Genomic DNA, 12813 nt, shown 5'->3' on the forward strand with positions numbered 1-12813 from the left:
ACGGAGGCTCCGTGTACGGCCTTGTCGCATGCTCTTTCCCCAGGCGGTCCGGCGGTCGTTCGCTCAGCGTGAACCGCCCGTCGTTCAGACCGAGCCGCCCGTGGCGCCTGTCCTGCCCCACTCGACCTCGGACCCGTCGCCATGCGCGGCATGCCGCGGGGGATGGGCTGCGGGGCCGAGCACGAAGACGTCCGGAGCGGCGTCCAGCACCCCGCCCGAGGGATCGTCGTCACCCGACAGACGCACCGGGTCCCGCTCCGGCATGAGGATGTCGCGCACGACCACGGCACACAGGTACAGCGTCCCCAGCAGGTGCAGCCCGATGGCCCAGTGGTAACCGTCGGTGGGCAGCCCCTTGTGGGCGTCTCCGCTGGTCGTGTACGCCAGGTACATCCAGATGCCCAGGAAGTACGCCACCTCGCAGGCCTGCCAGATCAGGAAGTCCCGCCACTTGGGCCGGGCCAGCGCGGCCAGGGGCACGAGCCACAGGACGTACTGCGGCGAGTAGACCTTGTTGGTGACGATGAAGGCCGCGACGATCAGGAAGGCGAGCTGGGCGAAGCGGGGACGGCGCGGTGCGGTCAGGGTGAGGGCCGCGATGCCCGCACAGCACAGCAGCATCAGCAGCGTGGCGAGCGTGTTGACGGTGTCGGTGCTCAGGGGGTCCGTCGTGTTCTGTGCCATGATCAGCCAGAACGAACCGAAGTCGACGCCGCGCTCCTGGCTGAACGTGTAAAACTTCGACCAGCCCGTGAAGGCGAAGAGCATCACCGGTCCATTGACCACGAGCCAGGCGACGACCGCGCCGCCCAGGGCCGCCCCGTACTCCCGCCACCGGCCCGCACGCCAGCACAGGACGAACAGCGGGCCGAGCAGCAGGACGGGATAGAGCTTGGCGGCCGTGGCGAGCCCCAGCAGGACGCCGAAGGCGAGGGAACGGCCCCGCGACCACATCAGCATCGCTGCGGCCGTCAGGGCGACCGCCAGCAGGTCCCAGTTGATGGTCGCGGTCAGCGCGAAGGCAGGCGCCAGAGCGACCAGCAGCGCGTCCCAGGGGCGCCGGGCGTGCGTGCGGGTCACGCAGACGGCGATGACGGCCGCGCACACCATGAGCATCCCGGCGTTGACCATCCAGTACCACTGCTCCTGGTCCTGGATGCTGCCCTTGCCCGGCGTGAGCCAAGAGGCGACCTCCATGAACACGCCGGTCAGGACCGGATACTCGAGGTACTGCATATCTCCGGGGAGCCTGTCGAAGTACGGCACGAGCCCGTCGGCGAAGCCGCGCCCCTGGTAGAGGTGCGGGATGTCCGAGTAGCAGGCGTGCGTGTACTGCGAGCCGGCGCCGAAGAACCAGGCGCCGTTGTAGCAGGGCGCCTTCTGCACCAGCCCGAGGGCGAACATGCCGATCGCCACCAGCGCGATCACCCGCACAGGGCTCCACCAGGACGCCCCGAGCAGGGCGCGCCGTCCGAGAGGGCCGCCGATCAGCTCACTGCCAGCTGCGGCGACCTCGTCCTCATGGGTCGGCCGCACCTGGTCCGGCTCATGGGCGCTCGCTTGCGTCGATTCTGCACTGGGCATGCCGCACATCCTGCCGTACGCACCCATGAAGACGCCGAGGGCCGCCACACTCGAGTGAGTGCGGCGGCCCTCGGGCTGCGTTTCACGTGAAACAACGCCATGTTTCACGTGAAACACCCATGCCTGGCAATAGCACGGCTAACCGGCTGGGCCTCCGAAGAGGCCTCCACTGTTGCCACTGCCTCTGGTGTTCCCGGTGTCACCGGTGTCCGTGGGCTCCGGAGAGGCTGTCACCCCTCCGTCCGTACCACCGTTCTCCGCGCCGCCGTCGACGTTGCACCCGAAGCCGAAGCAGGTCTCGCTCGGCGTGGGCGCCGTCGGCGTCACAGGCGACTCACTGGGCGTCTCACTGGGCGTCTCGGACGGAGTCTGGGTCGGCGTCTCGGTAACGGTCGGGGTCGGCGACGGAGCACCCACCGCGTCCTGAATCACACCGATCTTTTCGGCCTGCGGGAAGCCGGGGTCCGGCTCTCCCTTCAGCGCGGCCTTCATGTACTCGGTCCACACCTGGGTGGGGGTGTCACCACCGTGGATGGACTCCTCACCCGCCGTGCCGTTCATGGAGAGCAGCTTGGCGCTCTTGGGGTCCTCACGGAACATCGCGACCGAGGTCGACAGCTGCTGGGTGTAGCCGACGAACCACGCCGACTTGTTCTCGTCGGTGGTACCGGTCTTGCCGGCCGCCGTACGCCCCAGGGCCAGCGCGTTCTTACCCGTACCGTTCTTGATCACGTTCTGGAGGACGTCCGTGACGTTGTTCGCCACGATCTCGGGCATGGCCTGCTTGACCCGCGGCTTGGTGAACCCGGGAACCTCCTTGCCCGCGAACTTCACGGCGGTCACGGAGTACGGGTCTGCCTGCTTGCCGGACGCCGCGAACGTGGCGTAGGCGTCGGCCATGCGGATGGCGCTGGGCGTCGAGACACCGAGGGCGAAGGACGGGTTGAGCTCCTGGTCCATGCTCTGGTCCAGGATGCCGGAGCGCTTGGCGACCTCCCGCACGTTCGACATCCCGACATCCACACCCAACTGCACGAACGGCGTGTTGACGGACTGCTCCATCGCCTTGCGCAGGGTGATGTAGCCCCACGGGTAGTCGCTCTCGTTCTGCTGCCGGAAGACCGAGTTGTCTTTGCGCAGGTAGTAGCTGCCGTCCGGCTTCCTGACCTTCAGGTCGTCGTTGCCGTTGTACTTGCTGAGCGGTGAGACGCCGACACCACTCTTCCTGTAGGTGCCGTACTCCATGGCTGCGGCCAGGACGAACGGCTTCCATGTCGAACCGACGGGGACACCCGAGGTGTCGGCGTTGTTGTTGAAGTGGCCCTTCTCGTACCCCGCGCCGCCGTAGAGCGCGACGATGGCGCCGTCCTTGGGCCGCACCGACGCCGCGCCGAACTGGACGTGCTTGTCCTTCTCGCGCTTCTCCGGGTCGAGCTTCTCGTCCTCGACCTTCTTCACGGCCTTGGCCAGCGCCTCGACCTTGTCCTTCTCGAAGGTCGTGTAGATCTGGTAGCCGCCCTGGTCGAACTGTGCCTCGGAGATGTTCGAGTGGTTCAGGACGTACTTCTTGGCCGTGTCGACCAGGTAGCTGATCTGGCCGGTCATGCCCTTGGTGGCCTTGCGGCCCTGCGGCATGGGGAACTTCGCGATCGCCTCCTGGTACTTGGCGTCCGACAGACGCTCGTCCTTGTGCATCTGCTCGAGGATCCAGCTCCAGCGCACCTGGGCACGCTTGGTGTTGGCCTCCTTGGTCGCCGAGGGGTCGAGGCTCTCGTTGCCGGCGGGGTCGTAGTACGTCGGCCCCTTGAGCAGAGTGGCGAGGAAGGCGCACTGGCTGGCGTTGAGCTCGTCCGCGTTCTTGCCGTAGTAGGTCTGGGCGGCGGCCTGGATGCCGTAGGCGCCGCGGCCGTAGTAGGACGTGTTCAGGTATCCCTGGAGGATCTCGTCCTTGCTGAGCTTCGTCCCCACCTTGATGGAGATGAACATCTCCTTGAACTTCCGGGAGATCGTCTGCTCCTGGCTCAGGTAGGTGTTCTTGACGAACTGCTGGGTGATCGTCGAACCACCCTGCGTGTCACCACCCCGTGCCATGTTGACCAGCGCCCGGGCGATGCCCATGGGGTCGACGCCCGAGTCCTTGTAGAAGGTCTTGTTCTCGGCCGAGATCACCGCGTACTGCATGGCCTTGGGGATCCGGTCGATCGTGACGTTCTGCCGGTTCTGACCGCTACCGGTGGCAACCATCTGGCTGCCGTCTTCCCAGTAGTAGACGTTGTTCTGCGACAGCGCCGCAGCGTTCTCCTCGTTGGGGACGCCCACCATGGCGTACCCGATGCCCGCGACGGCCACCAGGCTGCCGAAGAAGCCGATGCACAGGCCGGAGACGAGCTTCCAGGACGGCATCCAGCGTCGCCAGCCGTACTTGTCGGCCCGCGGGTAATCGATGATCCGCTTCTTGGCGGGAACGGCCCGCCCTCTGCCCCGGCCGGGACCGCTCGGGCCGCCCGGAGCGGCTCGCCGGCCGCCGCGTCCGGGATCGGCCGCTCTACGGCGGCCACCTCCGCTTCTCTGTGCGGCACGCCGGGCCTCGGCGCGGCCGCCGTACGGGCGGTCCTCGCCTCCCGGATCGTGGGAGCCCGACCCATAGGACCCGGACGGAGACCCGGTGGCGCCTCGCGGTGCCGCGCGGCGGCCGGAGGACGAGCCGGACTGGCCGCGTCGGGCCGCGGCACGTCCGCCTCCCTGCGGCTGCGGCGGTTTGCGACGGTGCTCGCTCATCGAACGACTACTCCTCGGGCAGGCGCACCCTTGCGCGCCTGGAAACGGCGGCTGGTTTCCGGTCCCCCCGAAGTACGGATGCGGTCGGTTCCCCATTCACCCGTCCCGCATTGGCCCGTACTGCACCGAAGACGATGACGCCCACAGGCGTCACTCGGTTCCCGGTGGTGTGCATGGCGCACAGACTACGCACCGCCAAAACCTGCCGTGTCCAGAACTTCACCCCAAATCAGGCAACTTGCTTGCGATGAATTGGTGATGTGACCCCGTTCACCACCCTTCCTCTTGTCGCATCCGGAAGGCCGTTCTATCGTCGTGATGTATCGAGTCGATACATCAGCTCGACACATCAGCTCGACACATCAGTCCGACACCTCGGGTCGGGACAGTGGCTGCCCAGGCCCGTCACGGCACGACCGCGGCAGAGAGGAGGCGACGATGAGCCGGCGTTCCGGGATCCTCGAGTTCGCCGTACTCGGCCTGCTCCGCGAATCTCCGATGCACGGCTACGAGCTGCGCAAGCGACTCAACACGTCACTGGGCGTCTTCCGTGCCTTCAGCTACGGGACGCTCTACCCCTGCCTCAAGACGCTGGTCGCCAACGGCTGGTTGATCGAGGAGCCGGGCAACGACGCCGAGGCCGCCCCCCTCACCGGCCGCCGCGCCAAGATCGTCTACCGGTTGACGGCGGAGGGTAAGGAGCACTTCGAACAGCTGCTGTCGCAGACGGGCCCCGACGCGTACGAGGACGAGACCTTCGCCGCGCGCTTCGCCTTCTTCGGGCAGACGTCCCGCGACGTGCGCATGCGCGTGCTGGAGGGCCGCCGCAGCCGGCTGGAGGAGCGCTTGGAGAAGATGCGCGCCTCCCTGGCCCGGACCCGGGAGCGCCTCGACGACTACACGCTGGAGCTCCAGCGCCACGGGATGGAGTCCGTGGAGCGCGAGGTGCGCTGGCTGAACGAGCTCATCGAGAGCGAGCGGGCCGGGCGGGACCTCAAGGGTTCCGCCTCCGGCAGACCCGCCTCGCAGGACACATCTGGAGCGTCGGGCGGCCTGCCCCGGCCCGGGGACGAGCCCCGGCCGGATACGCCCGACGACACCGCCACGTGAGGTCTCCTTCAGGGCCTCACTCGTACACACAGGGAGCAACCGGAATGGGTTCGGTTCGCGTAGCCATCGTCGGCGTGGGCAACTGCGCCGCATCGCTGGTGCAGGGAGTCGAGTACTACAAGGACGCCGACCCGGCGTCCAAGGTGCCGGGCCTGATGCACGTCCAGTTCGGCGACTACCACGTCCGCGACATCGAGTTCGTCGCCGCCTTCGACGTGGACGCCAAGAAGGTCGGTCTCGACCTCGCGGACGCCATCGGCGCCTCGGAGAACAACACCATCAAGATCTGCGACGTCCCCACCACCGGTGTGACGGTCCAGCGCGGCCACACCCTCGACGGCCTCGGTAAGTACTACCGCGAGACCATCGAGGAGTCCGCCGAGGAGCCGGTCGACGTCGTCCAGGTCCTCAAGGACCAGCAGGTCGACGTGCTCGTCTGCTACCTGCCGGTCGGCTCCGAGGACGCGGCGAAGTTCTACGCCCAGTGCGCCATCGACGCCAAGGTCGCCTTCGTCAACGCCCTGCCGGTCTTCATCGCCGGCACCAAGGAGTGGGCGGACAAGTTCACCGAGGCGGGCGTCCCGATCGTCGGTGACGACATCAAGTCGCAGGTCGGCGCCACCATCACGCACCGCGTCATGGCCAAGCTGTTCGAGGACCGGGGCGTCGTCCTGGACCGCACCATGCAGCTGAACGTCGGCGGCAACATGGACTTCAAGAACATGCTCGAGCGTGACCGCCTGGAGTCGAAGAAGATCTCCAAGACGCAGGCCGTAACCTCCCAGATCCCCGACCGGGAGCTCGGCGAGAAGAACGTCCACATCGGCCCGTCCGACTACGTCGCCTGGCTCGACGACCGCAAGTGGGCGTACGTCCGTCTCGAGGGCCGTGCCTTCGGTGACGTCCCGCTGAACCTGGAGTACAAGCTCGAGGTCTGGGACTCCCCGAACTCCGCCGGCGTCATCATCGACGCCCTGCGCGCCGCGAAGATCGCCAAGGACCGCGGCATCGGCGGCCCCGTCCTCTCCGCGTCCTCGTACTTCATGAAGTCCCCGCCGGTCCAGTACTTCGACGACGAGGCCCGCGAGAACGTCGAGAAGTTCATCAAGGGCGAGGTCGAGCGTTAAGGCACCTGCTGTAGTGGGCTGTTGAGGTCCCCGGGTCGTACGCCCCGGGGACCCTCGCCATGTGTGAGGCTGTGCCCCATGGCCGTCGTCCGTGACCTGCGTGTCCTGCTGCGTTTCCAGGGCTTCAGACGCCTCCTCGCCGTACGCCTGCTCTCCCAGGGCGCCGACGGCGTTTACCAGGTCGCGCTCGCCGCCTACGTGGTCTTCTCCCCGGAGAAGCAGACCTCGGCTGCCGCGATCGCCTCGGCGATGGCCGTCCTGCTGCTCCCGTACTCCCTTGTCGGCCCCTTCGCCGGTGTTCTGCTGGACCGCTGGCGCCGCCGCCAGGTCCTGCTGTACGGCAGTCTGCTGCGCGCCCTGCTGGCCTCGGCGACGGCACTGCTGATCCTGGGCCACGCTCCTGACTGGCTCTTCTACACCTCCGCCCTGTGCGTCACGGCCGTCAACCGTTTCGTCCTCTCGGGGCTGTCCGCCGCGCTGCCGCGCGTCGTCGACACCGAGCGTCTGGTCATCGCCAACTCCCTGTCCCCGACCGCCGGAACACTCGCCGCGACGGCGGGCGGCGGTCTCGCCTTCGTCGTGCGCCTGGTGGCCGCCGACTCGGACGCCGCGGTCGTCCTCGTGGGAGCCGCCCTCTACCTGTGCGCGGGGCTGGCATCGCTGGCCATCGCCCGGGAACTGCTGGGACCCGATCGGGAGTTGGTGCAGCCGCGTGTGGCGACGGCGGTGGCCGGCACCGCTCGCGACCTGGTGGCAGGCGTACGGCACCTCGCCGCGCCGCGCCGCCGCGCCGCCGCCTGGGCGCTGGTGGCGATGTCGCTGATGCGGTTCTGCTACGGCGGCCTGCTCGTCATGCTGCTCATGCTCTGCCGGTACACCCTGACGTCCAGCGCGGACGAGGGACTCGCCCTGCTGGGGCTGGCGTTGGGCATCTCGGGCGCCGGCTTCTTCGCCGCTGCCGTGGTGACCCCCTGGGCCGCCGGATGGCTGGGTCCCGGCCGGTGGATCGTCGCGTGCGCCGCGGCCGCCGCCGTCCTGGAGCCCGCACTCGGCCTGCCGTTCGCCACCGTCCCCCTGCTGATCGCCGCGTTCGTCCTGGGGCTCACCACGCAGGGCGCGAAGATCGCCACGGACACCATCATCCAGTCCTTCGTCGAGGACGGCTTCAGGGGCCGGATCTTCTCCGTCTACGACGTCCTGTTCAATGTCGCCTTCGTCGGCGCCGCCGCGGTGGCCGCCCTGATGCTGCCGCCGGACGGCCGATCGGTGCCGCTGGTGGTCACGATCGCCGTCATCTACGCAGCGGTTGCTGCGACTATGGCCCGGTTTGGACGCCAGTGAGTGTCACATCAGTGCCACAGAGTCACTGCTGACCCCAGGATTGTCAGGGGGGGCGATAACTTACGTCGGTCTTATACGCGACGTCTTGACGTCGCTCACCCATGCTTTCTTCAGGGGGACCCCCAAGTGACCACTCCACCGCCCCAGGGCAACCCGTTCGCGCAGGGTCAGCAGCCCGCCGGCCAGCCCCAGGCTCCGTACCCGCCGCAGGGCGGCTACCCCCAGCAGCCCGCCGGCCAGCCCGGCTTCCCGCAGCAGGGCGCCGCTCCATACGCGCCGGTGCCGCCGCAGCAACCCAAGCGCGGCCTCAAGCAGTATCTGCGCATAGCAGGCACCATCCTGGCCCTGCTCGTCGTCGCGGGTGGCTGGTATCTCAACCGCAACGCCGAGGACGCCAAGAAGCTGGCTGTCGGCGACTGCCTCTACAACAAGGGAACGTCGGACGACCCGGAGGTGGTCCAGGTCGACTGCGGCGACACCAAGGCCACGCACACGGTGCTCAAGAAGGCGGACGGCTCGGCGGTGCCCCAGCTCACGTGCCAGAGCGTCACCGGCACGACGGCGACGCTGACATGGCAGGAGACCGGTGACTCCTTCACGCTCTGCCTGGGAGACAACAAGTAATCCCCACAGCGATCCCCCTGCGCGACGGCGAGGGGAAATGTTTCACGTGAAACATCCCCCCGCACACTCCCCTCGGAGCGAGTCCGCGTCGGGAAGGCTGGAATGGGGGTCCTGTTTCACGTGAAACAGGACCCCCATTCCACGGGCTCAGGCCTGGTCGGCCCACCACTCCTTCAGAGCCGCCACCGCTGCGTCGTGCCCCATCGGGCCGTGCTCCAGGCGCAGCTCCAGCATGTGCTTGTACGCGCGACCGACGGCCGGTCCGGGCTTGATGCCGAGTATCTCCATGATCTGGTTCCCGTCGAGGTCCGGGCGGATGGAGTCCAGCTCCTCCTGCTCCTGGAGTTGCGCGATCCGCTCCTCCAGACCGTCGTACGCACGCGACAGCGCGGCCGCCTTGCGCTTGTTGCGCGTGGTGCAGTCCGAGCGGGTCAGCTTGTGGAGGCGGTCGAGAAGGGGTCCCGCGTCCCGGACGTACCGGCGGACCGCGGAGTCCGTCCACTCGCCCGTGCCGTAGCCGTGGAAACGCAGGTGGAGTTCGACCAGACGTGAGACGTCCTTCACCAGTTCGTTGGAGTACTTGAGCGCCGTCATGCGCTTCTTGGTCATCTTCGCCCCGACCACCTCGTGGTGGTGGAAGGAAACCCGGCCGTCCTTCTCGAAGCGACGCGTGCGGGGCTTGCCGATGTCGTGCAGCAGGGCGGCGAGACGGAGGGTCAGGTCGGGGCCGTCGTCCTCCAGCGCTATCGCCTGCTCCAGGACGATCAGGCTGTGCTCGTAGACGTCCTTGTGCCGGTGGTGCTCGTCGCTCTCCAGCCGCAGAGCCGGCAGCTCGGGCAGCGCGTGATCGGCGAGCCCGGTGTCGACGAGCAGCGTCAGGCCCTTGCGCGGGTACGCGGAGAGGATCAGCTTGTTCAGCTCGTCCCGCACCCGCTCGGCGGAGACGATCTCGATCCGCCCGGCCATCTCCTTCATGGCCGCGACAACCTCGGGAGCCACCTCGAAGTCCAGCTGCGCCGCGAAGCGCGCGGCCCGCATCATCCGCAGCGGATCGTCGGAGAAGGATTCCTCGGGAGTGCCGGGCGTGCGCAGAACGCGCGCAGTGAGGTCGCCGAGCCCGCCGTGGGGATCGATGAACTCCTTCTCCGGAAGGGCGACGGCCATCGCGTTCACGGTGAAGTCACGGCGGACGAGATCCTCCTCGATGGAGTCGCCGTACGAGACCTCCGGCTTACGGGAGGTGCGGTCGTAGGCCTCCGACCGGTAGGTGGTCACCTCGATCTGGAAGCGTCGGTCGGCGTCGCCGACGCGGGCCTCCTTCTGGGCACCGACGGTGCCGAAGGCGATCCCGACGTCCCAGACGGCGTCCGCCCACGGGCGCATGATCTGCAGCACGTCCTCGGGACGGGCGTCGGTCGTGAAGTCCAGGTCGTTGCCGAGCCGGCCGAGCAGTGCGTCCCTGACCGAGCCGCCGACCAGGGCGAGGGAGAACCCGGCCTCCCGGAAGCGGCGGGCGAGGTCGTCGGCGACAGGAGCGACCCGCAGCAGTTCACTCACCGCGCGGTGCTGCACCTGGCTCAGGGCACTGGGAGTCACTTCGTTGGCGTTCGGCACAACAGAAGAGGGTACGTGGCCCGGGCGACCACACGCGCCTCCATAAAACGTGCACAGCAGCAGCCCACGACTCCGCTCTCGATACGTGCACATACGGGACAGCGGGCCGCCCGCACCCGATCTTGTGGACCGGTCCGCGGCACTTCCCCTCAGCGCGCATCGTTACCATGCCTGGACGCACATTCCGACGACCACTGACGACGACGAGGGACGGGCGAGCGCGTGGCCGAGGCGGCAGACTTCCAGGGGACGAGTGCCTCACCTGCCCGCCGGTGGCTACGGCGCACAGGAGCCCTGCTCGCCGGAGCGCCGCTGCTGGCCGGGCTTCTCCAGATGCCGTCGGCCCCTGCCGCTGACGCCGCCGGGCAGGACGCCGCACAGGCCTCCTCGGCATCGGGGCCGGTGGCCGTCGCCGTCGACTCGCTCACCCCCAGTGCCCCCACCGAGGGGGACACCGTGACCGTGTCCGGCACGGTGACCAACAACGGCAAGCAGACGGTCACCGACGCCCACGTCGGCCTGCGGGTGGGCCCTCGGCTGAGCACCCGCTCGGCCATCGACACGATCGCCAAGGACAGCGACGACCTCCAGGGCGCCACCGGTTCGGAGATCGCCGGCAAGTACGCCGAGAAGTTCCCCAAGCTCTCTCCGGGCGTCGCCGAACCCTTCAGCATCTCCGTCCCGGCCGACGAACTCGACCTCGGTCAGAACGGCGTCTACCAGCTCGCGGTCGCGCTGTCCGGACAGACCTCCGCGCAGCCCTGGGAGCAGACCCTCGGCGTCCAGCGGACGTTCCTGCCCTGGCAGCCCGAGACAGCCGACACGAAGACCAAGACGACCTTCCTGTGGCCCCTTGTCTCCTCCGTCCACATGACGGCCGAGACGGGTTCGAACGAGCAGCAGACGCCGGTCTTCCTCAACGACGACCTGGCCAAGGAGATCTCCCCGGGCGGCCGCCTCGACCAGATGGTCTCGCTGGGCAAGGACCTGGACATCACCTGGGTGATCGACCCGGACCTGCTGGCGTCGGTCGACGCCATGACGAAGAGCTACCGGGTCCGGACCGGGAACGACACCACGGCCGGCCAGGACCAGAAGGTCGCGATGCGGTGGCTCGCCGAGTTGCAGCGGGCCGTGGCGGGCGAGGAAGTGGTCGCCCTCCCCTTCTCCGACCCTGACCTGGCCTCCCTCGCCCACAACGGCACGAGCGTCACCGGCTCGCTGAGCCACTTCAAGGAAGCCACCGACGCCGCCGCCAAGACAGTGGACACCGTCCTCCACGTGAAGCCGAACACGGACTTCGCCTGGCCCGTGAACGGCGCGATCGACCCGTCGATCGTGAAGGTCGCCACCTCGGCGGGCGCCGACAAGGTGATCGCCCGCAGCGACAGCCTCCAGGAGACCGGCGGACTGCCGTACACGCCCTCCGCGGCCCGGCCCATCGGCGGCGGCACCACCGCGGTCGTCGCGGACGCCCGGCTGTCGACGGCGTTCCAGGGCGATCTGACGAGGGCCTCCGCGTCCACGCTCGCGGTGCAGCGGTTCCTGGCGCAGAGCCTGACGCTCGGCCTCCAGACCGACAAGCAGCGCAGCGTCGTCGTCGCCCCGCAGCGCATGCCGTCGGTGAGCCAGGCCGAAGCGATGGCCGAGGCGCTGACGGCCCTCCAGGACGGCACCTGGTCTGAGTCCCAGGAACTCTCGGCGGCCGCCAAGGCCAAGCCGGACCCGGGCGCCACCACCAAGGTGCCGTCGGCCTCCTCCTACCCCGCCTCTCTTCGTGGCCAGGAACTGAAGAGGCCGGCGTTCGACCAGATCGCGAAGACGCAGGGCAAGCTCGACAACTTCAAGGTGATCCTGAGCGACGAGTCCCGGGTGGTGACACCGTTCGGGCGCGCCATGAACCGCGAGATGTCCACGTCGTGGCGGGGCCGGGCCGCCGCGGCGACCGGCTACCGCGACGGCGTCGAGTCGTATCTCGACGGGCTCGCCGACAGCGTCAAGCTCATCGAGAAGTCGGAGACCAAGCTCTCCGGCCGCAGCGCCACCATCCCGGTGACCGTCCAGAACAACCTGGTGCAGGGCGTCGATCACCTGGTGCTGCGGCTCAGCTCGACCAACCCCACACGCCTCAAGATCGGCGGCGCCGACTACGAGGAGCAGCGCGTCACGGTCTCCGGTGGCCACAGCCAGTCGGTGAAGTTCACCACGTCCGCCAACGCCAACGGCCGGGCGACGGTGGTCGCCCAGCTGTACACGGAGGACGGCCGTAAGTACGGCGACGAAGTCACCTTCGACGTGAGGGTCACCGAGATCACCGCCACGGTGATGCTGGTCATCGGCGGCGGCGTCCTGCTGCTCGTCCTCGCCGGCTTCCGGATGTACACGCAGCGCAAGCGGGCGGCCGCCCGCGTGGCCGAGGAGGACGGCGCCGTCGAGGCGGAGGAGAACGCCGACGGCTCGCAGGACCCGGAAGGCTCTGGAGCACGTCTCACGACGGAGTCCGGAACCGGCTCACGGGCAGACGACCCGGAGCAGCCGGGTGACCCGGCACCGGACACCGCAGCGGAAAGCGCCGACCCGTCCGGCACGGGTGAGAGAGTGGACCGTTGACAATGTCGTGGCCGGTGGGCTCGGG

8 protein-coding genes are annotated in these 12813 nt (G+C 68.5%); 5 read left to right on the forward strand and 3 right to left on the reverse strand.

Annotated features, from left to right (window positions below):
* Positions 1 to 84: 84 nt before the first annotated feature.
* A complete protein-coding gene (locus ACFPZJ_RS09075; protein ID WP_381019381.1) occupies positions 85 to 1584 on the reverse strand; it encodes a glycosyltransferase family 87 protein in 1500 nt (499 codons plus the stop codon).
* A 138-nt stretch (positions 1585 to 1722) separates the two neighbouring features.
* The gene (locus tag ACFPZJ_RS09080) at positions 1723 to 3987 is read right to left on the reverse strand and encodes a transglycosylase domain-containing protein (RefSeq protein WP_381019383.1); all 2265 of its coding nucleotides are present in this window, start codon (positions 3985 to 3987) and stop codon (positions 1723 to 1725) included.
* Positions 3988 to 4800: 813 nt separating this feature from the next.
* Between ACFPZJ_RS09080 and ACFPZJ_RS09085 the strand changes: the two genes are divergently transcribed.
* From ACFPZJ_RS09085 to ACFPZJ_RS09100, 4 genes are all read left to right on the forward strand, one after another.
* Positions 4801 to 5472, forward strand: coding sequence for a PadR family transcriptional regulator (locus ACFPZJ_RS09085; protein ID WP_381019385.1), 672 nt, complete (start codon positions 4801 to 4803; stop codon positions 5470 to 5472).
* A 44-nt stretch (positions 5473 to 5516) separates the two neighbouring features.
* Positions 5517 to 6599: an inositol-3-phosphate synthase gene (locus ACFPZJ_RS09090; RefSeq protein ID WP_381019387.1), complete on the forward strand. Its 1083-nt coding sequence runs from the start codon at positions 5517 to 5519 to the stop codon at positions 6597 to 6599.
* Between the two features lie 78 nt (positions 6600 to 6677).
* Entirely contained in the window at positions 6678 to 7940 is a 1263-nt protein-coding gene (locus ACFPZJ_RS09095) for an MFS transporter (RefSeq protein WP_381019389.1), read from the forward strand.
* 126 nt (positions 7941 to 8066) lie between these two features.
* Entirely contained in the window at positions 8067 to 8564 is a 498-nt protein-coding gene (locus ACFPZJ_RS09100) for an LppU/SCO3897 family protein (RefSeq protein ID WP_381019391.1), read from the forward strand.
* A 147-nt stretch (positions 8565 to 8711) separates the two neighbouring features.
* On the opposite strand, the gene ACFPZJ_RS09105 is transcribed toward ACFPZJ_RS09100, so the two are convergent.
* A complete protein-coding gene (locus tag ACFPZJ_RS09105) occupies positions 8712 to 10178 on the reverse strand; it encodes a CCA tRNA nucleotidyltransferase (protein WP_381019393.1) in 1467 nt (488 codons plus the stop codon).
* Between the two features lie 222 nt (positions 10179 to 10400).
* Between ACFPZJ_RS09105 and ACFPZJ_RS09110 the strand changes: the two genes are divergently transcribed.
* On the forward strand, positions 10401 to 12788 hold the full coding sequence (locus tag ACFPZJ_RS09110; RefSeq protein ID WP_381019395.1) for a DUF6049 family protein: 2388 nt from the start codon (positions 10401 to 10403) through the stop codon (positions 12786 to 12788).
* Positions 12789 to 12813: the final 25 nt, after the last annotated feature.

The organism is Streptomyces bullii, assembly GCF_042657145.1.
In the GTDB taxonomy this organism is placed as follows: domain Bacteria; phylum Actinomycetota; class Actinomycetes; order Streptomycetales; family Streptomycetaceae; genus Streptomyces; species Streptomyces bullii.